Genomic DNA, 22,528 nt, shown 5'->3' with positions numbered 1-22,528 from the left:
CTAGGAGCTGGTTAGAGCTCCAGCAGGTTGTGCCAGGTTCAAGCGTCCTGTACCGGACGCGTCTCCCGACTTGGAATGTTGCAGCCGCGCAGCGGCCACATCGATGACTTCATTGGCATTGATCTTGAATACCGCCACGGCTTCGGCCAGGCGCGTGGCCTGATCCTGCAGCGAACCGGCTGCCGCCGCCGCCTGCTCGACCAGCGCCGCGTTCTGCTGCACCACGCTGTCCATCTGCGTGACCGCCTGGTTCACTTGCTCGATCCCGTCGGACTGCTCATGCGAGGCCGAGGAGATCTCGCCCATGATCGTGGTCACGCCCTGCACCGAACCGACCACCTCCTGCATGATCTCCCCCGCCTGGCCGGCCTGCTTGGCCCCGGCCTGCACCTTCTTCTGCGACTCCTCGATCAGCACCTTGATCTCTTTGGCCGCCTGCGCGCTGCGCTGCGCCAGCGAGCGCACTTCGCCCGCCACCACCGCAAAGCCCTTGCCCTGCTCGCCCGCCCGCGCCGCTTCCACCGCCGCGTTCAACGCCAGGATGTTCGTCTGAAAAGCGATGCCGTCAATCACCCCCACAATCTCGACCATCTTGCCCGAGCTCGTGGAGATCTCGCTCATGGTGTCCACCACCGCCGAGACCGCCTGGCCCCCGCGCGCGGCCACATCCGAGGCGCTCTTGGCCAGCGTGTCGGCCTGCGTCGCGTTATCCGTGTTCTGGCGCACCGTGCTGGCCAACTGCTCCATGCTGGCCGCCGTCTCCTGCAACGACGCCGCCTGCTGCTCGGTGCGGCTGCTCAAATCCGTGTTGCCCATGAAAATCTCGCGCGAACCCAGCGTGATCTCTTCCACACCCTGGCGCACCGTGCTCACCGTGCGCGTCAGGCTTTCCTGCATGCGCCGCAAGGCCTCGTACAGAACGCCGATCTCGTTGTGCGAACGAACCTCCACCCGCTGGGTCAGGTCCCCGCCCGCGATACGGTCGAAATGCGTGCCGGCCAGACGCAAGGGACGCAGCACCACGCGGCCAAGGAACACGTAGGAAAGAAAAGCAATAAGTACGCACATCAGCATTGCGACGGACACCAGCATGATCACCAGTTCGTATTGATCAGCCTCGGTCTGATAGCTGCGGTCGATAAGGCGCTGCTGGAAGGATTGCAGGCCGCCCAGCGAACTGTAGAGGTCCTCTTCCAGAAACAGGGTGGTGCTTCCCAGGAAGCTGTGATATTCGCGGATATTGCCCGATGAAATCAGGCTGAACAAAGGCATGACGCCGCCTTCCATCAGCGTGGTATAGCCTTCGATCACGCGGCGGTAGCGGCTTTCCGGATCGGGAACGTTTTGCGCCAGATCCTGGAAGGCCTTGAAGCGCGACATCGACTGGTCGTATTCCTTGCGCGCGGCGGCAATGAGCTGGCGCGACTCGTCGCTGAGGGCGGAAGCGTCGGCGCCGCTTTCACCGCCCCATTCATTGGCGATGGCATAGCTTTGCTGATCGCTGTTGACGATGAAGCTGGCGACGGCGCGACCCAGTATGGTCTGGACGTTCTTGTAGCCGTCGATGGCCGTGCTCAGGTTGGCGCCCAGGCGCTGATTCAGGACGATGTTGTTCAGGGCCTGGTTGTTGGCGCGCAGGGACAAGACCCCCAGGGCGGCGCCGGCCATCAGCATGGCCAGAAAGAAAACCAGCACCAGGATGAGGCTGCTGCGTATCTTCATATCGGAAAACAGGGAAATCTTGCGCATCCTGCTACGTACCTTTAAATAGGACTCCACCCGCCGCCAACGCCCACTACCCGACGGCGTCTGCCGTTACTTAAACGACGGCATTTTCCACCAGCGCCATTTCCTCGCTGGTCATGAGTTTTTCAATATCCACCAGGATCAGCATGCGCTCGCCCAGGGTGCCGATGCCCGTCAGGTATTCGGTGGAGAACGCCGTGCCGAATTGAGGCGCCGCGCTGATCTGCGACTGCTGCAGCATGAGGACGTCGGACACGCCATCGACCACCACCCCCACCACGCGCGTCTGCAGGTTCAGAATGACAACCACGGTTTGGTGATCGTATTCGACGCGTTCAAGATTGAACTTGATGCGCATGTCGACAATGGGAACGATGATGCCCCGCAGATTGGTAACGCCCTTGACGAACGAGGGCACGTTGGCGATCCGCGTAACGCTCTGGCTGTCGTAGCCGCGGATTTCCTGGACTTTCAAAATGTCGATTCCGTATTCTTGCGCCGCCAGCGTGAATACCAGGAATTCCTGGCCTGTGGTGTCGACCTGCTGGGCATTGGATTCGAATTTGTTGAACATTGCTTTCTCCGAAACTTTAAAGAGGCGTTATATCGTCGTTTTGTCGCGCGTAACACGCATCAGCGCGAATACGTCGACTATCAGCGCTACGCTGCCGTCACCCAGGATGGTGGCAGCGGATACACCCGGTATTTTTCGATAATTGGATTCCAGGTTCTTGACGACAACCTGGTGCTGTCCTATTAGGTGATCGACCAGCAGGGCGAAGCGTACATCCTCGGCCTGCAGCACCACCGCTATCGCGCGTGTGATGTCGGTTTCCGCTCCGTTGACCGCAAAGACGTTGTGCAGGGCCACCATTGGAAGGTATTCCCCGCGTACGTGCAGTACGTGCTCAGACTCGGAAATGCTGCGTATCTGATCGGCCGAAGGCTGCATGGACTCGGTGACATGGCTGAGCGGCAGGATAAAGGTTTCTTCGCCGACCTTCACCGACATGCCGTCCAGGATGGCCAGCGTCAGGGGCAGCACGATGCGCGTGGTGGTGCCTTGGCCGGGGCGCGACGACAATTGTATGTGCCCGCCCATGCCCTGGATATTGCGCCGGACGACGTCCATGCCGACGCCGCGGCCGGAAATATCGGTGACCTTTTCCGCCGTGGAGAAACCGGGCGCGAAAATAAGCTGCCAGAGTTCTTCGTCGGGTGTGTTTTCGGTGACCGCCATGCCTTGCGCCATGGCTTTCTTGAGGATGCGCTCGCGGCTAAGGCCGGCGCCGTCGTCGGACACCTCGATGACGATTTGCCCGCCATGATGCTGGGCCGACAGAATCATGTTGCCTTCGGGGCTTTTGCCCGCGGCGACCCGCACTTCGGGCAGTTCGATGCCGTGATCGATGCTGTTGCGCACCAGGTGGGTCAGCGGATCGATGATGCGCTCGATAAGGCTTTTATCCAGCTCGGTGGCCTGGCCGTATGTGGTCAGCTTGATCTGCTTGCCCATCTTGGCCGCATTTTCGCGCACGACGCGCGGAAAGCGGCTGAATACGTAATCCATGGGCATCATGCGTATGGACATGACCGCTTCCTGCAGGTCGCGCGCGTTGCGCTCCAATTGCTCGATGCCGTTGAGCAGGCGGTCGTGCACGACCGGATCCAGCGTGGATGCGGTCTGCACCAGCATGGCCTGGGTAATGACCAATTCGCCGACCAGATTGATGATCTGGTCGACCTTCTCGACACCCACGCGTATGGTGCTGCTATTTGACGAGCCGGCGGCGGATGCTTTTTCAGGTTTGGCGGGACGCGGCGCAGGCGCGCTTGCGGCCGCGGCGGGCTTTGCGTTTGGCGCTGGGGATGCCGGGCTTTCGGCGGCAGCCGGCACAGCGGCCTGTTGGATCGCTTGCGCAGCGGCCTGGACCGGAGGCTCGGCCTGAGCGGCCGGACTTGCGGCCGCGGCCGCGGCAGCCGAAGGCGCGGCTTCCCGGGCAATGTCAACCTGGTCATCGTTGACGATGAACCCGCATACCGCTTCAAGATCGTCCGCACTGGCGGTGGTGTTTAACCAGATGGTCAGCGTGTCGGCTGTTTTTTCCTGGTGCAGGACATCGCCCAGCAAGGCCATTTCGGCGGCCAGGGCTTCCATGTCTTTGGCGGCCAGGCGGATTACCCGCACGCGCAGCGGCAGGTTCGCGTCGGCGGCGAGAGGGGTGGCTGCAACAGCGGGAGCCACCATGGCAGCCGGCGCAGGGGCCTGAATGGGCTGGGCCGCTGGAGCCGGCGCGGCCGGCTCGCCCTGCTGTTCCAGGGCCAGTTCACGCAATTGAGCGCAAATGCGTTCGTATGCCCCCACGTCGGGTTCTTGAGAATTACGGTACGCCGCCACTTGCTCTGTCAACACATCTTTGGTTTCCAAGAATAGATCGATCATGTCCTTGCGCAGCGGCATTTCACCTCTGCGGATATTGTCCAGCAGGTTTTCCAGCAAGTGCGTGGTCTCGGCCAGATGGCCGAAGCAGCCGAACGTGCCCGCCCCCCCCTTGATGGAATGGGCCGCCCTGAAGATGGCGTTGAGCTGGTCGGTATCGGGATTGTCCAGATCCATTCCGAGCAGCAACTGCTCCATGTCGGCCAGCAACTCGTCGGCCTCGTCAAAGAACGTTTCGAAAAACTGGCTCAGGTCCACGCCCGCACTCATGATTGCTTCCTTTTACTGTAGAGCTCTGTCATTCGCCTTCCCCAATTCCGGCCCGCCTCATTATGATTTGTTGTCGGCAACAATACCAGCCCGCGCCCGGGAACCATGGATCAGCCGGCAACGAAAGCGCCAGCCTTGCTCCGGTCGCGAAGCAAGGCGGCCTATTGTCCGTTCGGCAATAGCGGCTTGACGGGCAGATCCAGCAAGTCGGGCAGCCCCGGCACGGCCCCTCGAGGGATCAGCGCAGGCGCCGGCTCCAGCAGGTCTCTCAGGCTGGCGGCCGAGGCCGCGGATGCGTTCTGCTCGTCGATGCGGCGTTCGGCACGACTGTTCAACACAACAATACTGATACGTCGATTAACGGCTGCCGCCGGATTATCTTTAATCAGGCTGACCGATGCGGCCAGACCCAATATGCGCTTGATCTTGACCTCGTCCATCCCGCCGGCCACCAGCTCCTTGCGGGCCGCATTGGCCCGATCGGCCGAGAGTTCCCAGTTGCTGTACTCGCGCTCGCCGGTCGCGTACTGGATGGAATCGGTATGGCCGGCGATGCTGATGCTGTTGGGCAGCCTGTTGAAGACCGGGCCCAATTGGCGCAGGATATCGCGCATATAGGACTGAACCTGGGCGCTGCCGGTCGCGAACATGGGACGGTTCTGCTTGTCGATGATCTGAATCCGCAAACCGTCCGGAGTCATGTCCAGCAGCAACTGGGGGCTGAACTGCTGCAGCACGGGATCGGTCTTGATCAGATCCTCGAGTTCGGTCTTCAGGCTTTCCAGGCGCTGCACGTCGCGCAGGTCGCCCTCGGTATGGACATCGCCGCGCGAGGGGATGGGACTGGGATTGGGGATCACGCTGGATGCTCCAGCGGGTATCACGCTGCTGCCGCTTTCGTTTTTGGGCCCGCCGGTGACGGCTGTCATGAGCGGCATGCGGAAATACTCGGCGATCGCCTGCAGGTCTTTTTGCGGAACAAGCGAAAGCAGCCACATGACCAGGAAGAAGGCCATCATGGCCGTCATGAAGTCCGCATAGGCGATCTTCCAGCTGGAGTTGTGCTTGGCTTCCGCAATGCTGCGCTTGCGCCGGATGACTATCCGCGGCTGGGGTTTCTTCATGACGGCTCGTTACGCCTTGCGGGCGGGCGCACGGGTTTGCCGGACATGGTCTTCCAGTTCCATGAACGACGGCCTGACGTATGAATACAGAACCTTGCGGCCGAATTCCACCGCCAATTGCGGCGGGTAACCATTCATGCTGGCCAGCAAGGTGACCTTGATGCACTCCAGGACCTTGGAGGACGCAACGGAACGGCGTTCTATCGAAGCAGCCAACGGGGCGACGAAGCCATAGGCCAGCAGCACCCCCAGAAAGGTTCCAACCATGGCTTTGGAGATGAGGTCGGCCAGGACGGCCGGCGGCTGATCGACCGAGGCCAGGGCCTTGATCACGCCCAGCACCGCCGCCACAATCCCGAAAGCCGGCAAGGCGTCGGCCACGGAGTGCAGCGCGTTGGCGGGCACATTGCGCTCCTGGTGATGCGCTTCGATTTCCTGGTCCATCAGGGTTTCGATCTCATAGGAGCTCATGTTGCCGCTGACCATCAGGCGCAGGTAGTCGGTAATGAACTCCATCAGCTTTTCGTCGCGCAGGATGCGCGGGTAGTCGGTGAAGATGGGGCTGGTTTCGGGCTCTTCGATGTCCGATTCGATGGACATCAGGCCGTCGCGGCGCGCCTTGTTCAGCAATACGTACAAGAGCGCCATCAGCTCCATGTACAGCTCCTTGCTGTAGGGGCTCTTGCGGACAATCAGAGGCAGCGACTCGAACAGCAGCTTGACGGATTTCCCGCTGCTCGAAGCAATGTAGGCACCTAGCGCGGCTCCGGCGATCAGAACGAATTCGAACGGCTGGTACAAGGCGCCCAGATGCCCGCCCAAGCCGACATAGCTTCCGAATACCGAGAAGAAAACGATCAGAAATCCAACGAAAATAAACACGGATACGCCTTCAGTAAACACATGCTGCATATGATCCCTTCTTTTGGCTGCCGCAAAAGCGCCTTTCAAAGGGTGTTTTTGAGCCTAAATCCCCGCTCTGGGCAAAAAAAACCGCCTCGGAACCCCGGGGCGGATCGATCGTTTCATGGCATCGGCCATCGCGGCCGTCAACCCGACACAGGGCTGATCTTGCCGGCGGCCTTGCGGGCCGAGCGCAAGACCTCGACAGGGTGCGCGGCCGCGGCCTTGCTGCGCGTCTTTCCGGCCCTGGGCGGCGGACGGCAGATGGCGCAGACGAAATCGTTCTGAGGGTCGTGGGCGTGAGCAACAAAACCGCCCTTGCAGCGGGTGCAGTGCGACAACTGCACCATATTGCTGTCAAAAAACCGAACCAGCATCCAGGCGCGCGTAAAGCTGAGCACGGGCTCTTCGGTGGAATCGGCGGGGCGGCCGGTGGACGATTGTTCCAGGTACAGCCTATACGCCTCGACCAGCGCTTTCGCTTTCTTGGCCGGCGTATGCTGATCCATGTACTGATACACGCTGTAGAACACGCTGGAATGGATATTGGGCAGCCATGTCATGAACCAATCGACCGAGAAAGGCAGCATGCCCTTGGGCGGCGAGCACCCTTTTACCTCCCGGTACAGCCGGGCCAGGCGATCATAGCTAAGGCTGGTCTCGGCTTGCAATACCTGCAAACGGGCGCCCAACTGGATCATTTCGGTGGCCAGAAGAATTTCTTCCGCTTCCCTAGCTACGCTTTTTGTTGCCATAATAATTATTGTCGAGGCGTCCGGCCGCTTACGCGGGCTGTTCGCTGGCCTGCTGGGAAAGAAGAATGGTGGAATGGGCTTTTTGAAGCACCCCGCCAAGCACGTCCTGCGTCAACGAGGACAGCAGGTCGTAGTCGTTAAGACGAAACTTGCAGATCAAGGAGCTGGAACCCGCCAGCTTGACCAATTGGGCAGGCGACAAGCGCATGACAATATCCGCGACGTCGGAATCGAAACCCAGGCGGAACATGCCGGCGGCATAGTTTTCGCGCAACATACGCTGAGCGAGCATCAAGTACGATAAATTGACTTCTTGAATGTCGCTTAATAACGAATTATCCGTGACGGGCATTGTGCCCTCCTTGTTGAAAACCGAAACAGGCTCACCGCAGAAATCAGAGGTTTTAAGATGCTAACAAATGTTAATGGGTTAACAAAACCTAATTAGTGTATCTGCGGCAGGTATCCGATCAGCTTACGCTGGTAATTTACAAAAAAGCCATCGAAACGCTTACAACCATGCACATTCTGTATAAATGACATAGGCATAGTATCAAATATTTAAAGAAAATTACATGACAGCGCTGTCGTAGTTACACAATATTCTGCGAAATATCAGGGATAAGTTACATTGTCCTGTAAAAAAACAACGCTATGCATACACTTGTATTAAACCTGTCAAAGCCCTTATGCTGATTCCCATGCTTATCCGCCGCTTATTATGCTTGCTGTTTGTGGCTGCCGAATTACTGCTGCTGGCTGGATGCGCGGTACGTGGTCCTGATGGCTCCGCGTCGCAAGGTGTTCACGCCCCCCTCGGCCGGGCGATAACCCTGGCGCCTGGGCAGCGCGGCGACGTCGTGCTGACCGCCATGGGCTTGCTGGAATCGAACTACCGCTACGGCGGCTCGCACCCCGATGCCGGTTTCGACTGCAGCGGCCTGGTGGCCTACGTATTCAGCCAGGCGGCCAGCCAGCCCCTTCCTCATAACACGGCTGAAATTGCAAGGCTAAGCCGCCCTATCCCGCGAAGCCAATTGAAAGCGGGCGATTTTGTCTTTTTCAACACGCTGAATCGGCCTTTTTCCCATATGGGTATATATATAGGCGATGCGAGATTCGTTAACGCGCCATCGACAGGCGGACGTGTGCGGGTCGATTCGCTGGACAACCCCTACTTCGCCAAGCGGTTCGAATCGGCGCGCACCCTGTTCGGGTCTTGAGCCTTCCTTGCTTTCGCGGCGCGCACATCAATCGGGTAGCCGTTGATACTGGCCGGCCAACGCCAGGAACTCGTCCAGCCGGGGATCCACACCGGTCTCCTCGCCCAGGATGTCGGCCGCGGCCGGCGCCAGTTTTTGCGCAAGGCGCGCATCCAGGAACAACAGGCGGGAACGCCGGGCCAGCACGTCTTCCACCGTTCGGGCATATTCGTTGCGCGCGGCGAAACGCAGCATCGCTTCGGTCAAGCCCGGAGCCAGTTCGACTTGCGCTCCGGGCAGGCCGGCCAGCCATTCGGCCTCGGTGCCATAGGCGTCCAGCCCGGGCGTCCCCGTAAGGCTGGTTCTGCCCTGGCCGGTCACCGGGGCGCCCACCAGCTTGAAGTCGCCGGTTTCAGAAGGCGGCAAGCGTTCCAGCAGCGCGCTTTCCATGCATTTTTCCAGCACGTCTTCCGCCATTGCCCTATAAGTGGTCCACTTGCCGCCGGTGACGGTCACCAGGCCGCTGGGGCTGACCAATACCGTGTGTTCGCGGCTGATTTTCTTGGTGTTGTCGCCTTCATTCTGGGGCGGGCGCACCAAGGGGCGCAGCCCAACCCATATGCTCTTGACATCCGATCGCGATGGCGGACGAGCCAGGTATTTGGCCGCCTCGCCAAGGATGAATTCGACTTCCTCGGCAAAGGCAAGCGGCTCGCGCGACAGGTCGTGGCGCGGCGTATCGGTGGTGCCCAGGATGACCTTGCCCAGCCAGGGCACCGCAAACAATACCCGGCCGTCCTGCGTCTTGGGCACCAACAGGGCATGATCGCCCGGAAAGAACTCACTGTCCACGACCAGATGGACGCCCTGGCTGGGCGCCACCATGGGCTGGGTGTCGCGTCCGGTGGCCGAACCATCCATCTGGCGGATCTCGTCGACCCAGACGCCGCTGGCGTTGATGACGCAGCGCGCCCGCAGGGTATGAACATTGCCTGTTTCGGCATCCCGGCATTGCAGGCCGGCCACCCTGCCCAGCTCGTGGATCAGTTCGATGACGGGACAGTAGTTGATCAGCAAGGCGCCCTGCGAGGCCGCGGTTCGCGCCAGGGCCAGCGCCAGACGGGCATCGTCGAATTGCCCATCCCAGTATTTGACGCCGCCTTTCAGGCCTTGCGTCCTGACACCCGGAATGCAGCCTTGCGTCTGCCGTAAATTAAGAAATTCGGTGGAACCCAGGCCGGCCTTGCCGGCCAGGGCGTCGTAGATTTTCAGGCCGGTGCCGTAAAAAGGCGTTTCCCAGCACTTGTAGCCGGGCATGACAAAAGGCAGGGGCCGCGCCAAATGGGGAGCATTGTGCAATAGAGTGGAACGCTCGTGCAGCGCTTCGCGCACCAGGGCGATATTTCCCTGCGCCAGGTAGCGCACCCCGCCGTGCACCAGCTTGGTCGCGCGCGAAGACGTGCCCTTGGCAAAATCGTGCGACTCCAGCAAAACCACCGACAGGCCGCGCAGCACGGCATCCAGCGCCACCCCCAGGCCGGTTGCGCCGCCGCCAATGATAGCCAGATCCACCTGGCCCAGACCGGCCAGAGTCCTGAAAAGCTGCGGCCGATCGGTCGGCTGGGGAGATACAAGTGATGTCATAAAAAACAGTCAGAAAATGGAAGCAGCGTAAGTGTAGAACAGCGGACCGGGCCCAAGCGAAAGGCCGTGTGCCGGGATTTGCGCACACGGCCTTTCGCTTGCTGGACAGCCAGGCTTAACGCACCCGGCCCTCTTTCCAGGCATTCAGCAGCGCCTCGTAGGCCACTGTTTCACCCTTGGGATTTTCGTTGGCCAGTTTTTTCCAGGGCGCCTGCTTGTCGCTGAGCCACTTGGACGGGTCGCTCTTGGGATTGAGCTTGGGCGCGCAGTGGCTCATGCCGGCGCGTTCCAGGCGCGCCATGACAGCGTCCATTTCGGTAGCCAGGTTATCCATGGCCTGCTGGGGCGTTTTCTCGGCGGTAATCGCCGTGGCTACATTCTTCCACCATAACTGGGCCAACTTGGGGTAGTCGGGCACGTTGGTGCCGGTGGGCGTCCAGGCCACGCGGGCGGGGCTGCGATAGAACTCGATCAGGCCGCCGTACTTATTGGCGTTCTTGGTGAAGTATTCGCTGTGTATGTCGCTGTCGCGAATGAAGGTCAGGCCGACGATGGATTTCTTGAGCGATGCCGTCTTGGACGTGACGAACTGCGCATACAGCCAGGCGGCCGCCACTTTCTTGGGATCGTGGTTCTTGAAGAAGCTCCATGAACCGACGTCCTGGTAGCCATTCTGCATGCCATCCTTCCAGTAGGGACCGTGTGGCGCCGGCGCCATGCGCCACTTGGGCGTGCCGTCGTCGTTGACCACGGGCAGGCCTTTCTTGGTCATGTCGGCGGTGAAGGCCGTGTACCAGAATATCTGCTGCGCGATATGCCCCTGCGCGGGAACCGGACCCGATTCGCTGAACGTCATGCCTTGCGCTTGCTTGGGCGCGTATTTTTTCATCCAGTCTATGTATTTGGTCAATGCATAGACCGCGGCCGGAGAATTGGTTGCGCCGCCGCGCGAGACGGATGCACCCACGGGGGTGCACTTATCGTCGGCGACCCGTATGCCCCATTCGTCCACCGGCATGCCGTTGGGCGTTCCCTTGTCGGCGGTGCCCGCCATGGACAGCCAAGCATCGGTAAATCGCCATCCCAGCGAAGGATCTTTCTTGCCGTAGTCCATGTGGCCGTAGATGGGCTTGCCGTCGACGGTCTTGACATCGTTGGTGAAGAAATTGGCGATGTCTTCGTATGCGGTCCAATTGACGGGCACGCCCAGCTCGTAGCCGTACTTGGCCTTGAACTTGTCTTTAAGGTCCTGCCGCGCGAACAGGTCGGCGCGGAACCAGTACAGGTTGGCGAACTGCTGGTCGGGCAGTTGATACAGCTTGCCGTCGGGCGCCGTGGTGAACGAAGTGCCGATGAAGTCCTTGACGTCCAGCGTCGGGTTGGTCCATTGCTTGCCGTCGCCATTCATGTAATCGGTCAGGGACAGCATTTCGCCGTAGCGGTAATGAGTGCCGATCAGGTCGGAATCGGAAATCCAGCCATCGTAGATGGACCTGCCCGACTGCATGGACGTCTGCAGCTTCTCGACCACGTCGCCTTCCTGGATAAGGTCATGATGCACGGTAATGCCGGTGATTTCGGCAAAGGCCTTGGCCAGGGTCTTGGCTTCGTATTCATGAGTGGTGATGGTCTCGGATACCACCGATACTTCGTTGACACCCTGCTCCTTGAGCTTGTTGGCGGCTTCGATGAACCATTTCATTTCAGCCAGCTGCTGATCCTTGCTCAAGGTGGATGGCTGGAATTCGTTGTCTATCCATTTCTGGGCTTCGGCTACGCCGGCGTATGCCTGGCCGGACAAGGCGCAGGTTATGGCAAGCGCCAGGGCTGTACGGCGAAATAACATGATGGTCTCCTCGGTAGAACATGTCCCCGTTTTCCCGTCCCGCCGCGTTGATCCGGGGAAAGGTCAAATCACGCGGCATCAAGCATTCAGCCCTTGCGCAGAATCAGCGCCAGGACCAGCATGGATACGACGAAACTTATCCAGACGCTGGGTTCCCGCTCCATGCCGAACCAGCCGGCCATGCCGCCGGCCAGGCCCAGGAAGCCCAGGTTGATATAGGCGGCCACCAGCAGGCCGATGAACAAGCGATCGCCCCGCGTGGTGGCAATGGGCAGAAAACCCTTGCGCAGCGTAGTGGGCGATTTAAGTTCCCACACCGTCATGGCCGCCAGCATCAGGCCTATGCAAATGAAGAACACGGCGGTGGGCAAGGTCCATACCATCCAGTCGAACATGGCGGCTCTCCTTTACACGCGGCCCATTGCAAATCCCTTTGCAATGTAATGACGCACGAACCAGATGACGATGGCGCCCGGAATGATGGTCAGCGTTCCGGCCGCGGCCAGCGTGGCCCAATCCATGCCGGACGCCGATACCGTGCGCGTCATGGTGGCCACAATAGGCTTGGCGTTCACGCTGGTCAGCGTGCGCGCCAGCAGCAGCTCCACCCAACTGAACATGAAGCAGAAGAAGGCCGCCACGCCCACGCCCGATTTGATGAGCGGCAGAAAGATGGTCAGGAAAAAGCGCGGGAAGCTGTACCCGTCTATATAAGCGGTCTCGTCGATTTCACGCGGAATGCCGCTCATGAAGCCTTCCAGTATCCAGACCGCCAACGGCACGTTGAACACCAGGTGCGCCAGGGCGACCGCCCAGTAGGTGTCCATCAGGCCCAGGGTCGAATACAACTGGAAGAATGGCAGCAGGAACACGGCCGGCGGCGTCATGCGATTGGTCAGCAGCCAGAAAAACACATGCTTGTCGCCCAGGAACTGGTAGCGCGAGAATGCATAGGCCGCCGGCAAGGCCACGGTCAGCGAAATCACCGTATTCAATGCCACGTAGATCAGGCTATTGATATAGCCGCTGTACCACGACCGGTCGGTAAAGATGGTTATGTAGTTGTCCCAGGTGAATTCCCTGGGCAACAGGGCGAAACTGGACAAGATGCCCGAATTGGTCTTGAAGCTCATGTTGACCATCCAGTAGATGGGCAGCATGGCGAAGAGCAGGTACAGGATCAGGAACAGCGTGCGTACCCGGAATGGCTTTTTCCTATTCATGGCCGGCCTCCTTGTCCTGGGTTCCGACCCGCAGCATCCAGTTGTATAAAATAAAGCAGAACAGCAGGATGATCAGGAAGTAGATCAGCGAGAAGGCGGCGGCCGGCCCCAGGTCGAACTGCCCCACCGCCTTCTGCGTCAGGTACTGGCTAAGGAAGGTCGTGGCATCGCCCGGCCCTCCGCCCGTCAGCACGAAAGGCTCGGTATAGATCATGAAGCTATCCATGAAACGCAACAGCACGGCTATCATCAATACCCCGCGCATCTTGGGCAGCTGGATGTAGCGGAACACCGCGAGCCGGCTGGCCCCGTCTATGCTGGCCGCCTGATAATACGCATCGGGAATGGAGCGCAAGCCCGCAAACGCCAGCAGGGCCACCAGCGGCGTCCAATGCCATACATCCATCAGCAACACCGTCAGCCAGGCCTGGGTGGGGTTGCTGGCGTAGCTGTAGTCGATGTCCAGCATATACAAGGCCCGTCCCATAAGGCCGATATCCGTGCGCCCGAATATCTGCCAGATGGTGCCCACGACGTTCCAGGGAATCAGCAGCGAGAGCGCCACCATGACCAGCACGGCCGAAGATTTCCAGCCGGTGGATGGCATGGACAAGGCCAGCAGCACACCCAGCGGAATCTCGATGGCCAGGACGGAGAGCGAAAATATCAGTTGACGCAGCAAGGCCGAATGCAGTTCCTCATCGCGCATGACGGCGCTGAACCATTCCGTGCCAACAAACACTGCGCGACTTGGCGAGATGACATCCTGCACCGAATAGTTGACCACGGTCATCAAGGGGATCACGGCCGAGAACGCCACGCAAATGCATACGGGCAAAATCAGCCACCAGGCCTTCTGATTGACGGGTTTCACGTATTGACTCATGCGATGAGCTCCTCGTTCTTGTACAGGCAGGTGTGCCGCCCAAGCAGCGCGAGGCCGACGGCGGCGCCCGGTTCCGGCAATTCCTGCTCCAGCCCCAGGCGGGCGCGCAACTGATGCGGCCCCACGCGCGCGGTGAGCAATTGGCCTGTGCCTATGTTCTGCACTTTCTCGACCCGCGCCTGCACCGCGCCCATTTCGCGCGGATCGGCCACATAGGTGTATTCGGGGCGTAGCCCTAAGGTGAACTCGCCTTCGGGGATCGCCAGGTCCGGCGGAGGCTGCACCGCCTGCCCGCCCACCAGGATACGGCCGCCCGCGGCGGACAGGGGCAACAGATTCATGCCCGGCGAACCGATGAAATGTCCGACAAAGGTATGGGCGGGGCGCTCGAACAATTCTTCGGGCGTGCCTTCCTGGACGACGCGGCCGCGCGACATGACCATGATGCGTTCGGCAAAGGTCAGCGCCTCGACCTGGTCATGCGTGACGTAGATCAGCGTGAGCTTGAGCTCGTGGTGGATCTGCTTGAGCTTGCGGCGCAACTGCCATTTCAGATGCGGGTCGATAACGGTAAGCGGCTCGTCGAACAGTACGGCGGAAACATCGTCGCGCACCAGCCCCCTGCCCAGGGAGATTTTTTGCTTCGCGTCGGCCGAGAGGCCGGCGGCGCGCTGATTCAGCTGATGGCTCATTTCCAGCATTTCCGCTATCTGGCCCACGCGCTCCTTGATCCGGGCGGGCGGCACCTTGCGGTTGCGCAGCGGAAACGCCAGGTTCTCGCCGACTGTCATGGTGTCGTAGATGACGGGGAACTGGAATACCTGCGCAATATTGCGTTCTTGGGGCGTGGCGGCGGTTTTATCGACGCCATCGAAAAACACGGTCCCCTGCGATGGCGCGAGCAAGCCGGAAATAATATTCAGCATGGTGGTCTTGCCGCAGCCCGAAGGCCCCAGCAAGGCATAGGCGCCGCCATCCTGGAAGGTCATTTTCAGGGGCAGCAAAGCGTAGTCCTCTTCGCTTTGAGGCTTGGCCTTATAGGCGTGCGACAGGTCCAGGTCGATACGGGCCACTATGAGCTCCTTGCGCCGGAGGGGGCCAGCAAGAGGTCGCCGGCCGCATCGAAGACGTATACGGCCGACGGCGCAAAATACATGGTTTGCGCCGCGCCCAGGGTGAAGTGGTGCACGCCGGCCAGCTGGGCCACCAGATCGCCGATATCGCTGCTTAAATGCACGAAGGTGTCCGAGCCGGAAATTTCCGCCAGCAGCACCTTGCCATGCAGGGACAGGTCGCCGTCCCGCTCCCGCAGGCGCAAGGCGCTGGCGCGCAGGCCGACGGTAACGTCTTGCCCCGCCCCCGCGGCGGCATCCGGCAGAGCCATGGGCAACAGGGCCGATCGGGGCAGTTGCACACCGCCGGGAACGCGAAATGCCTGGAAGAAATTCATGGGCGGATCGCTGAAGGCGCGGGCCACCCGCAAGGACCGGGGCTGCTGAAAAACCTGTGCCGTGGGGCCGTATTGCAGCAGTTCTCCCTTATCGAGCACCGCGGTGTAGCCGCCCAACAGCAGGGCTTCGCCGGGCTCGGTCGTGGCGTAGACGATAGTGGCGTCGCCCGCGCTGAATACCTGTCCCAGTTCTTCGCGCAGTTCTTCCCGAAGCTTGTAGTCCAGATTGACCAGGGGTTCGTCCAGCAGCATCAGCGGAGCCTTCTTGGCCAATGCGCGCGCCAAGGCGACGCGCTGCTGCTGCCCGCCTGAAAGCTCGGCGGGCAGGCGATCCAGAAACGTGCCGATATGCAGCTTGTCGGCCAGGGCGCGCACGTGTTCGTCCACATTTTTCTCGCCCCGCAGCCTCATGGGCGAGGCGATATTTTGCGCCACGGTCAACGACGGATAATTGATGAACTGCTGGTAGACCATGGCCACATTGCGCCGGCGCACCGACTGTCCCGTGACATCGCGCTCGTCGACCAGCACCTTGCCGGTGCTTGGCGCATCCAGGCCGGCCATGATGCGCATCAGGCTGGTCTTGCCGGCGCGGGTGGCGCCCAGCAATACCGTTACCGCGCCCGGCTGCGGACTGAGGCTCATTTCATAGAGCCAGTCTTCGCTTCCCACCTTCTTGCCGATGCTCTCCAGCCTCAACTGCATGGTGTATGTCTCGCTGATTTTGTTCTATTCTGCGCATTATTGTTCGTTTTGTATAAGAATTCCCTTGATGAAAACCCTAGGATCGATTCCTTTTCTTTCGATGTAAATTCCCTTTTGTCATATTTGCAATAAAGAACATGAATCCGAATCCACGCCAGCTCAAGCTCCTGCAGCATGTTCACGAACGCAGTTCCAGCACGGTGGACGAACTGGCCACCCATCTGGATGTCACGGTGCAGACGGTGCGGCGCGACCTTCAGCGGCTGTCGGAAGCCGGCCTGCTGGCGCGCTTCCATGGCGGGGTCCGCATGCCCAACTCCACCATCGAGAATATTGCGCACCACCAGCGCGAAAACCTGCACGCCGAAGGCAAGCGGCGCATTGCCCTGGCGGTGGCACGGGCCGTGCCCAATGATTGTTCGCTGCTGATAAACATAGGCACCACTACCGAAGCCATCGCCAAGGCGCTGCTGCACCATACAGGCTTGCGTGTCATTACCAACAACATCAACGTGGCGGCCATCCTGAGCCGCAACCAGAATTGCGAGGTCATCGTCGCGGGCGGCGTGGTGCGTCCCCGCGACCATGGCATAGTGGGCGAGGCCACGGTGGATTTCATTCGGCAGTTCAAGGTCGATATCGCGCTGATCGGCATCTCGGGCATCGAGTCCGACGGCTCGCTGCGCGACTACGACTACCGCGAAGTCAAAGTGTCGCAGGCCATTATTTCGCATGCGCGCGAGGTCTGGCTGGCCACGGATGTCAGTAAGTTCAATCGTCCCGCCATGGTTCGGGTGGCGCAGCTTAGCCAGATCGACCGCCTGTTCACCGACGCGCCGCCGCCCGACCCTTTTCCCGATCTGCTGTCGCACGCTCAAGTGCAGTGCGATGTAGCCGCCCGGGAAGCCTTGTAGCCCGGCGGGCCTGCCCTTACACTGCAAGCCAACCCTTAATCCAACCGCCGCCATGACCTATATACTTGCCCTCGACCAAGGAACTTCCAGTACGCGCAGCATCGTCTTCGACAAAGAAGGAAATATCGTCGCGCTGGCCCAAAAGGAGCTCACGCAGATCTATCCCGAATCGGGCTGGGTCGAGCATGATCCGGTCGAAATATGGCAAACCCAGCTTGCAACGGCGCGGGAAGCCATTGCCAAGGCGGGCCTGCGCGCCGCCGACATCCATGCCCTGGGCATCACCAACCAGCGTGAAACCACAGTGGTCTGGAACCGCAAAACGGGCAAGCCCATACACAACGCCATCGTCTGGCAGGATCGCCGCGCGGAGCCCACCTGCGCGGAACTGCGCGCCAAGGGACTGGAAAGCATCATCCAGGACAAGACCGGCTTGCGCATCGATGCCTACTTCTCGGCCACCAAGCTTAAATGGATACTGGACCACGTGCCGCAGGCGCGCGAACAGGCCAAGAAAGGCGAACTGGCCTTCGGCACCGTCGACAGCTGGCTGATCTGGCAACTGACGGGCGGTCAAAAACACGTGACCGATGTCAGCAACGCCTCGCGCACCATGCTGTTCAATGTGCACAGCAATGAATGGGACGCCGAACTGATGCAGGCGCTGGACATCAACCCCGCCATGATGCCGGCCGTGCTGCCGTCCAGCGCCGAGTTCGGAGCCGTGCAGGCCGAGCTTCTCGGCCATGCGATTCCCATCTGCGGCGTCGCGGGGGATCAGCAAAGCGCCTTGTTCGGCCAGGCCTGCTTTACGGAAGGCATGGCGAAGAACACCTACGGCACCGGCTGCTTCATGCTGATGCATACCGGCACCAAATTCCGGATTTCCAAAAATGGACTGGTAACCACCAGCGCGGCGCAAACCGGTCCGCAAACCGAGTACGCCATGGAAGGCAGCGTCTTCGTGGCCGGCGCCGTGGTGCAATGGATGCGCGACGGCCTGAATGCCTTCAAGAAAAGCAGCGAAATCGAGGCGCTGGCGCAAAGCGTTCCGGATTCCGGCGGAGTCATGCTGGTACCGGCCTTTACCGGCCTGGGCGCCCCCTACTGGAAGCCCGATGCCCGCGGCACGATAACCGGCCTGACCCGGGGCAGTACGATGGCGCATATCGCCCGCGCCGCGCTGGACAGCATCGCCTACCAAAGCGCCGCGCTGCTTCAGGCCATGAGCCGGGACGCCGTGGCGGCGGGCGCCAAGCCGCTGGCCGAACTGCGGGTGGATGGCGGCGCCTGCGTGAACGACCTGCTCATGCAGTTCCAGGCCGACTTGCTGGGCATACCGGTGGTCCGGCCCACCATGGTGGAAACCACGGCGCTGGGCGCCGCCTACCTGGCTGGCCTGACCAGCGGGATCTACAGGGACCAGGCGGAATTGTCGGCCCTATGGCAAGTGGAGCGCAGGTTCACGCCGCAACTGCCGGCCGGCCGGGCTGAAGAACTGATGGCCAACTGGGAACACGCCGTGCGGCAAGCCTGCACGGACTAGTCCGCCAGCAAAGCCAATAAAAATAGAAAGGTCCGTCCATGATCCAGCGCCTGTCCAAAATCGCGTGCGTCGCGGCCATGGCCTTGTTCGCCAGCCTGGTGGCCCTTGGCAATATCACCGACTACGGCGCCAACCTGCCATTCGTGCAGCACGTGCTGGCCATGGATACCATTTTTCCCGATTCGGCCATCCGCTATCGCGCCATCCACACGCCATGGCTGCAGCATGCGGCCTACGCCGCCATCATCCTTCTTGAAACCGCCACCGCCGTGCTTTGCTGGCTGGGCGCCATCGCGCTGTTTCGGGCCAGAAGGGCTGGCGCCGGCGACTTTCATCGCAGTAAAAATCCGGCCATAGCGGGCCTGACGCTGGGCTTCCTGACATGGCAGGCGGGCTTCATGTCGATAGGCGGCGAATGGTTCGGCATGTGGATGTCCGAAACCTGGAACGGCGTACCCAGCGCTTTCCGCTTTCTTTGCACGCTTATGCTGGTGCTGATCTATCTGGTGCAGAAAGATGGCGAACTATCCGGATAAGGCCGGCTCACTCCGGACCGCCGCGCAATAGTCTTTACAATGGCGGCATTCCCTCTTGCATCTATCTTATGCCCGCCCTACCCTCCAACCGCGCGCCGTCCCATGCATGCTGGACCGAAAACGATGAGTCCCGCAAGGCATGGTGGCCGTCCGGGCTGCAAGGCGCCCCGGCGCGCCGCATCGTCGTCGCCGACGACACGCTAAGCGCGGACAGCGCCTATCGCCTTATCAGCCAAGGCACATCCCTGCTCTGGCGCGGCGATTTCCAGAACGCCCGGCAGCTTTTGCAGGCACTGGCGCGGCGGATCGATAAGAAGCAGGACGGCGGGAAAAAGAAGCACGGCAAGGACGACGCGCCTGCAACCCCGCTGGATGTATTCAACCGGCACCGGCTGCAACAATCGCAACGCACGGATTTGCTGAACCGCCTGCTGATCGAACTGGATGCCGACGCCGGGATCGCACTGCGCCGCGCGCCCGATGTGCGTGAAGCCTGCCTGGCGGCCATGGAACTGCCGGGCGAACCTTTCCTGCTTTCGCTGCGGGCGTTGCAGGGCATTATCGGCGCACACGAATGGCGCAAGAAAGGCGTGGCGATTCCGGGCCTGGCGCAACCCATACATGTCCACTACGGCGTGTACTCCCCCAATCGGGGCGAGTACCTGGACCTGCTGTCCCAAGCCCCGCTGCCCGCGACGGAACTGGCCTTCGACATCGGAACCGGCAGCGGCGTGATCGCCGCCATGCTGGCGCAGCGCGGCGTGCGCCGCATCGTCGCAACCGACACGGACGCCCGCGCGCTGGCCTGCGCCAGCGAAAACATCAGTCGCCTGGGCTTGGAAAACATCGTTCAGCTTGAACAGGCGGACCTGTTTCCCGAAGGACGCAGCCCGCTGATCGTTTGCAATCCGCCCTGGCTGCCCGCGCGGCCCACCACGTCGATCGAGCATGCCATCTACGATCCGGACAGCCGCATGCTGCTGGGCTATCTGAATGGGCTGGCGCAACACCTGGAGCACAACGGCGAGGGCTGGCTGATCATGTCGGATTTGGCCGAGCACCTGGGCCTGCGCGGACCCGATTTCCTGACCGACGCGATTGCCGCCGCCGGATTGCGTGTAGCCGGCAAGCTGGAAACCCGGGCGCGCCACCCCAAGGCCATGGATGAGTCTGATCCTCTGCACGCGGCGCGGCGCGCCGAAACGACTGCCTTATGGCGCTTGGCGATAAAAACCTGACGCCTTGCCGGCACCAAAAGGACGGCCGTGGCATTTGTTGACAATCTTGCGGTCCAAGCTTATTAAACTAAGCATATATATCTGTCCTGGAACCTGACCCATCATGCTGCAAAAAATCATACTGGCCATCGTCGTTTTCATTGTCATCCTGCTTGCGCTGACTTTTGGCGAAGCCATCGCCTACGATGCCTTCGCGTGGCTATCCCACCTGACCGGGCTGGTCATCCATAATTTTTCGGACATTTATTACGCCATCAAGGGCTACGTGAGCGTTCATGCCGGCAAGGTACTGATCGCCCTGGCGTTGACGGTACCCATCAGCCTGTGGATCATCAAGAACAAGGGCGACGAGCTTAGAAAGCCGCACAGCCACCGGAAAATCGCGATCGTGCTGGCTGTCTTCCTGGGCTGGCTGGGCGCTCACCGCTTCTACCTGGGCCAGATAGGCTGGGGCATCGTGTTTCTGATCATCCTCTATTTCTTTGCGCCGCTGGCCGTCGTGCTCGGCTTCATCGATGCCATACGGTATATGTTCATGACTGACGACGAGTTCGAGCCGGCGCGTGTTTAGGCTGTTGCCCGCGACGGACGGTGCGCGCGATGCCCGCCACGATGAGTCGCTGATCGGGCTTGCCGCGGCGCATGGCCCGCATGCCTGTATCTGGGAATCCGATCAGGGCCTGGTCGTACCGCGCACATACCAGCGCTTTCCCCGGTTCGCTCCGGCCTGCGCGGATTTCGCCGCCCAGGGCTGGCCTGTTGCCCTGCGGCAGTCGGGCGGCGGCATCGTTCCCCAAGGGCCGGGCATCGTCAACCTTAGCCTGGCCTACGCCGTGGAAGGCAAGCCGCTGGACCATTCCGATGAAGCCTATCTGCTGATCTGCCGCGTGATCGGCCTGGCTCTACAAGAGCACGGCGTGACCGCACAGCCGCAAGCGGTCCAGGGATCTTTCTGCGATGGCCGCTACAACCTGGCGGTGGGCGCGGGCGGCCAGGCCCGCAAGATTGCCGGCACCGCGCAACTGTGGCGCCGCCATCGCCTGGATCCGTTGCCGGAATACCGCCAGATTGTGCTGGTGCACGCCTTGATACTGGCAAGCGTCGATATAGACATGGTCACATTGCGGGCCAATGATTTCGAACAAGCGGTAGGCAATGACAGGCGCTATGCATCCACAAGCGCCGTCTCGCTGTCCGAGTTGTGCGGCTCAGGCTGGAACCCGCCTTCGCTGACGGAAAGCCTAAAGCAATCGCTGGCTCGAAAAATCGCCGCTGTTTGACGAAAGCGCCCTAAAGCCCTGTGCTAAGATCGGTTACAAATGTAAACGCTCGTATCGGGACTTATTCTCATGATCATGATGCTGCCATTTCTTACCGGCATGCTGGCAGTCTGGTTTGGCATACGCGGGCAGCGCCGCATGTGCCTGTCGCTGTGGTTCATTACCTTGGTGATTTTTGCGGCCTGGTGCCAAGTTCACATGACCGATCCACTGGGTTTCTCGCTATAAGCCATGGCCAGCAATTACTTTTACAACGACGCCTTCCGCTTCTCGCGCGCATTGAATACATTGGCGCTTGCGGGCATTTGCGCCATCTTGTTGACAGCCTTCGTCTGGCAGATCGCGTTCAACGAGCTGCCCTGCCCCTTGTGCCTGCTGCAGCGCCTGGCCTTTGTCATGGTCGGCGTCGGGCTGCTGCTTAATATACGGTTCGGACCATCGCCCTTGCACTACGGCATGGTCATTATTTCCGCTCTGGCCGGCGCATTCGCTTCGGGCCGGCAGGTTCTGCTGCATATCGCTCCCGGCGACGCCGGCTATGGCTCGCCCTTCCTGGGCCTGCATTTCTATACCTGGGCGCTGCTGCTCTTCGTGGCATTTATTGTGTACTGCGCCATCATGCTGATGCTGGACCGGCGCAGCGCCGACCACGCCAATCCGCGCCGTTGCAGCCGCACGGCCGGCGCCGTCATGTGGCTGTTCTTCCTGCTGGTGCTGGCCAATATGGTCTCGACGCTGCTGGAATGCGGATTCGGCCCATGCGCGGACAATCCCGTCGCCTACCTGTGGCTATCGCTAAGCTCGTAAGCGGATAAGCCGC

General features: G+C 60.8%; 23 protein-coding genes. 9 read left to right on the top strand and 14 right to left on the bottom strand.

Annotated elements, in window-relative coordinates; all coding sequences use genetic code 11:
• The 7 genes from V0R37_RS13095 to flhD form a co-directional block, all read right to left on the bottom strand.
• Positions 1-1,749, bottom strand: a complete 1,749-nt coding sequence (locus V0R37_RS13095) for a methyl-accepting chemotaxis protein (protein WP_420374937.1) — start codon at positions 1,747-1,749, stop codon at positions 1-3.
• A gap of 70 nt (positions 1,750-1,819) precedes the next feature.
• A complete protein-coding gene (locus tag V0R37_RS13090) occupies positions 1,820-2,320 on the bottom strand; it encodes a chemotaxis protein CheW (RefSeq protein ID WP_420374936.1) in 501 nt (166 codons plus the stop codon).
• 27 nt (positions 2,321-2,347) lie between these two features.
• A complete protein-coding gene (cheA, locus tag V0R37_RS13085) occupies positions 2,348-4,456 on the bottom strand; it encodes a chemotaxis protein CheA (RefSeq protein ID WP_420374935.1) in 2,109 nt (702 codons plus the stop codon).
• Positions 4,457-4,617: 161 nt separating this feature from the next.
• Entirely contained in the window at positions 4,618-5,580 is a 963-nt protein-coding gene (gene motB / locus V0R37_RS13080; RefSeq protein WP_420374934.1) for a flagellar motor protein MotB, read from the bottom strand.
• A gap of 9 nt (positions 5,581-5,589) precedes the next feature.
• Entirely contained in the window at positions 5,590-6,462 is an 873-nt protein-coding gene (gene motA / locus V0R37_RS13075; RefSeq protein ID WP_420374933.1) for a flagellar motor stator protein MotA, read from the bottom strand.
• Between the two features lie 167 nt (positions 6,463-6,629).
• Complete coding sequence (gene flhC / locus V0R37_RS13070) at positions 6,630-7,238, bottom strand: flagellar transcriptional regulator FlhC (RefSeq protein ID WP_420374932.1); 609 nt, start codon at positions 7,236-7,238, stop codon at positions 6,630-6,632.
• Positions 7,239-7,266: 28 nt separating this feature from the next.
• Complete coding sequence (gene flhD, locus V0R37_RS13065; RefSeq protein WP_420374931.1) at positions 7,267-7,590, bottom strand: flagellar transcriptional regulator FlhD; 324 nt, start codon at positions 7,588-7,590, stop codon at positions 7,267-7,269.
• 382 nt (positions 7,591-7,972) lie between these two features.
• On the opposite strand from flhD, the gene V0R37_RS13060 reads away from it, so the two are divergent.
• The gene (locus tag V0R37_RS13060; protein WP_420374930.1) at positions 7,973-8,461 is read left to right on the top strand and encodes a C40 family peptidase; all 489 of its coding nucleotides are present in this window, start codon (positions 7,973-7,975) and stop codon (positions 8,459-8,461) included.
• A gap of 27 nt (positions 8,462-8,488) precedes the next feature.
• Here V0R37_RS13060 and V0R37_RS13055 read toward each other — a convergent pair whose 3' ends face one another.
• From V0R37_RS13055 to V0R37_RS13025, 7 genes are all read right to left on the bottom strand, one after another.
• On the bottom strand, positions 8,489-10,084 hold the full coding sequence (locus V0R37_RS13055; RefSeq protein WP_420374929.1) for a glycerol-3-phosphate dehydrogenase/oxidase: 1,596 nt from the start codon (positions 10,082-10,084) through the stop codon (positions 8,489-8,491).
• A gap of 115 nt (positions 10,085-10,199) precedes the next feature.
• On the bottom strand, positions 10,200-11,930 hold the full coding sequence (locus tag V0R37_RS13050; RefSeq protein WP_420374928.1) for an ABC transporter substrate-binding protein: 1,731 nt from the start codon (positions 11,928-11,930) through the stop codon (positions 10,200-10,202).
• A gap of 86 nt (positions 11,931-12,016) precedes the next feature.
• A complete protein-coding gene (locus V0R37_RS13045; RefSeq protein WP_420374927.1) occupies positions 12,017-12,325 on the bottom strand; it encodes a DUF2160 domain-containing protein in 309 nt (102 codons plus the stop codon).
• A gap of 12 nt (positions 12,326-12,337) precedes the next feature.
• A complete protein-coding gene (locus V0R37_RS13040) occupies positions 12,338-13,153 on the bottom strand; it encodes a carbohydrate ABC transporter permease (protein WP_420374926.1) in 816 nt (271 codons plus the stop codon).
• Complete coding sequence (locus tag V0R37_RS13035; RefSeq protein WP_420374925.1) at positions 13,146-14,039, bottom strand: carbohydrate ABC transporter permease; 894 nt, start codon at positions 14,037-14,039, stop codon at positions 13,146-13,148. The genes V0R37_RS13040 and V0R37_RS13035 overlap by 8 nt, the downstream gene beginning before the upstream one ends.
• Positions 14,036-15,112, bottom strand: a complete 1,077-nt coding sequence (locus tag V0R37_RS13030) for an ABC transporter ATP-binding protein (RefSeq protein WP_420374924.1) — start codon at positions 15,110-15,112, stop codon at positions 14,036-14,038. The genes V0R37_RS13035 and V0R37_RS13030 overlap by 4 nt, the downstream gene beginning before the upstream one ends.
• A complete protein-coding gene (locus tag V0R37_RS13025) occupies positions 15,112-16,194 on the bottom strand; it encodes an ABC transporter ATP-binding protein (protein ID WP_420374923.1) in 1,083 nt (360 codons plus the stop codon). Before V0R37_RS13025 ends, V0R37_RS13030 begins: the two co-directional genes overlap by 1 nt.
• Positions 16,195-16,331: 137 nt before the next feature.
• Between V0R37_RS13025 and V0R37_RS13020 the strand changes: the two genes are divergently transcribed.
• From V0R37_RS13020 to V0R37_RS12985, 8 genes are all read left to right on the top strand, one after another.
• A complete protein-coding gene (locus tag V0R37_RS13020) occupies positions 16,332-17,108 on the top strand; it encodes a DeoR/GlpR family DNA-binding transcription regulator (RefSeq protein ID WP_420374922.1) in 777 nt (258 codons plus the stop codon).
• A 52-nt stretch (positions 17,109-17,160) separates the two neighbouring features.
• Complete coding sequence (glpK, locus tag V0R37_RS13015; RefSeq protein WP_420374921.1) at positions 17,161-18,654, top strand: glycerol kinase GlpK; 1,494 nt, start codon at positions 17,161-17,163, stop codon at positions 18,652-18,654.
• 38 nt (positions 18,655-18,692) lie between these two features.
• The gene (locus V0R37_RS13010) at positions 18,693-19,190 is read left to right on the top strand and encodes a DUF2165 family protein (RefSeq protein ID WP_420374920.1); all 498 of its coding nucleotides are present in this window, start codon (positions 18,693-18,695) and stop codon (positions 19,188-19,190) included.
• A 68-nt stretch (positions 19,191-19,258) separates the two neighbouring features.
• Entirely contained in the window at positions 19,259-20,428 is a 1,170-nt protein-coding gene (locus tag V0R37_RS13005; RefSeq protein ID WP_420374919.1) for a methyltransferase, read from the top strand.
• Between the two features lie 103 nt (positions 20,429-20,531).
• Positions 20,532-20,999: a TM2 domain-containing protein gene (locus tag V0R37_RS13000; protein WP_420374918.1), complete on the top strand. Its 468-nt coding sequence runs from the start codon at positions 20,532-20,534 to the stop codon at positions 20,997-20,999.
• On the top strand, positions 20,992-21,708 hold the full coding sequence (locus tag V0R37_RS12995; protein ID WP_420374917.1) for a lipoyl protein ligase domain-containing protein: 717 nt from the start codon (positions 20,992-20,994) through the stop codon (positions 21,706-21,708). Before V0R37_RS13000 ends, V0R37_RS12995 begins: the two co-directional genes overlap by 8 nt.
• 69 nt (positions 21,709-21,777) lie before the next feature.
• A complete protein-coding gene (locus V0R37_RS12990) occupies positions 21,778-21,936 on the top strand; it encodes a DUF5993 family protein (protein WP_420374916.1) in 159 nt (52 codons plus the stop codon).
• 3 nt (positions 21,937-21,939) lie between these two features.
• Positions 21,940-22,515: a disulfide bond formation protein B gene (locus V0R37_RS12985; RefSeq protein ID WP_420374915.1), complete on the top strand. Its 576-nt coding sequence runs from the start codon at positions 21,940-21,942 to the stop codon at positions 22,513-22,515.
• The last annotated feature ends 13 nt before the right edge of the window (positions 22,516-22,528 follow it).

This window comes from Pollutimonas rozaliensis (genome assembly GCF_048751585.1).
Lineage (GTDB): Bacteria > Pseudomonadota > Gammaproteobacteria > Burkholderiales > Burkholderiaceae_B.
The sequence above is the reverse complement of the archived record's forward strand: the minus strand, read 5'-3'. Positions and strand labels throughout refer to the sequence as shown.

Excerpts from the sequence above, each read along its gene's own strand:
- V0R37_RS13095 (WP_420374937.1), bottom strand. The coding sequence starts at position 1,749 with ATGCGCAAGATTTCCCTGTTTTCCGATATGAAGATACGCAGCAGCCTC.
- V0R37_RS13045 (WP_420374927.1), bottom strand. The coding sequence starts at position 12,325 with ATGTTCGACTGGATGGTATGGACCTTGCCCACCGCCGTGTTCTTCATT.
- V0R37_RS13010 (WP_420374920.1), top strand. The coding sequence starts at position 18,693 with ATGATCCAGCGCCTGTCCAAAATCGCGTGCGTCGCGGCCATGGCCTTG.
- V0R37_RS12985 (WP_420374915.1), top strand. The coding sequence starts at position 21,940 with ATGGCCAGCAATTACTTTTACAACGACGCCTTCCGCTTCTCGCGCGCA.
- motB (WP_420374934.1), bottom strand. The coding sequence starts at position 5,580 with ATGAAGAAACCCCAGCCGCGGATAGTCATCCGGCGCAAGCGCAGCATT.
- V0R37_RS12990 (WP_420374916.1), top strand. The coding sequence starts at position 21,778 with ATGATCATGATGCTGCCATTTCTTACCGGCATGCTGGCAGTCTGGTTT.
- flhD (WP_420374931.1), bottom strand. The coding sequence starts at position 7,590 with ATGCCCGTCACGGATAATTCGTTATTAAGCGACATTCAAGAAGTCAAT.
- V0R37_RS13005 (WP_420374919.1), top strand. The coding sequence starts at position 19,259 with ATGCCCGCCCTACCCTCCAACCGCGCGCCGTCCCATGCATGCTGGACC.
- V0R37_RS13090 (WP_420374936.1), bottom strand. The coding sequence starts at position 2,320 with ATGTTCAACAAATTCGAATCCAATGCCCAGCAGGTCGACACCACAGGC.
- glpK (WP_420374921.1), top strand. The coding sequence starts at position 17,161 with ATGACCTATATACTTGCCCTCGACCAAGGAACTTCCAGTACGCGCAGC.
- cheA (WP_420374935.1), bottom strand. The coding sequence starts at position 4,456 with ATGAGTGCGGGCGTGGACCTGAGCCAGTTTTTCGAAACGTTCTTTGAC.
- flhC (WP_420374932.1), bottom strand. The coding sequence starts at position 7,238 with ATGGCAACAAAAAGCGTAGCTAGGGAAGCGGAAGAAATTCTTCTGGCC.
- V0R37_RS13000 (WP_420374918.1), top strand. The coding sequence starts at position 20,532 with ATGCTGCAAAAAATCATACTGGCCATCGTCGTTTTCATTGTCATCCTG.
- V0R37_RS13040 (WP_420374926.1), bottom strand. The coding sequence starts at position 13,153 with ATGAATAGGAAAAAGCCATTCCGGGTACGCACGCTGTTCCTGATCCTG.
- V0R37_RS13055 (WP_420374929.1), bottom strand. The coding sequence starts at position 10,084 with ATGACATCACTTGTATCTCCCCAGCCGACCGATCGGCCGCAGCTTTTC.
- V0R37_RS13025 (WP_420374923.1), bottom strand. The coding sequence starts at position 16,194 with ATGCAGTTGAGGCTGGAGAGCATCGGCAAGAAGGTGGGAAGCGAAGAC.
- V0R37_RS13035 (WP_420374925.1), bottom strand. The coding sequence starts at position 14,039 with ATGAGTCAATACGTGAAACCCGTCAATCAGAAGGCCTGGTGGCTGATT.
- V0R37_RS13050 (WP_420374928.1), bottom strand. The coding sequence starts at position 11,930 with ATGTTATTTCGCCGTACAGCCCTGGCGCTTGCCATAACCTGCGCCTTG.
- V0R37_RS13020 (WP_420374922.1), top strand. The coding sequence starts at position 16,332 with ATGAATCCGAATCCACGCCAGCTCAAGCTCCTGCAGCATGTTCACGAA.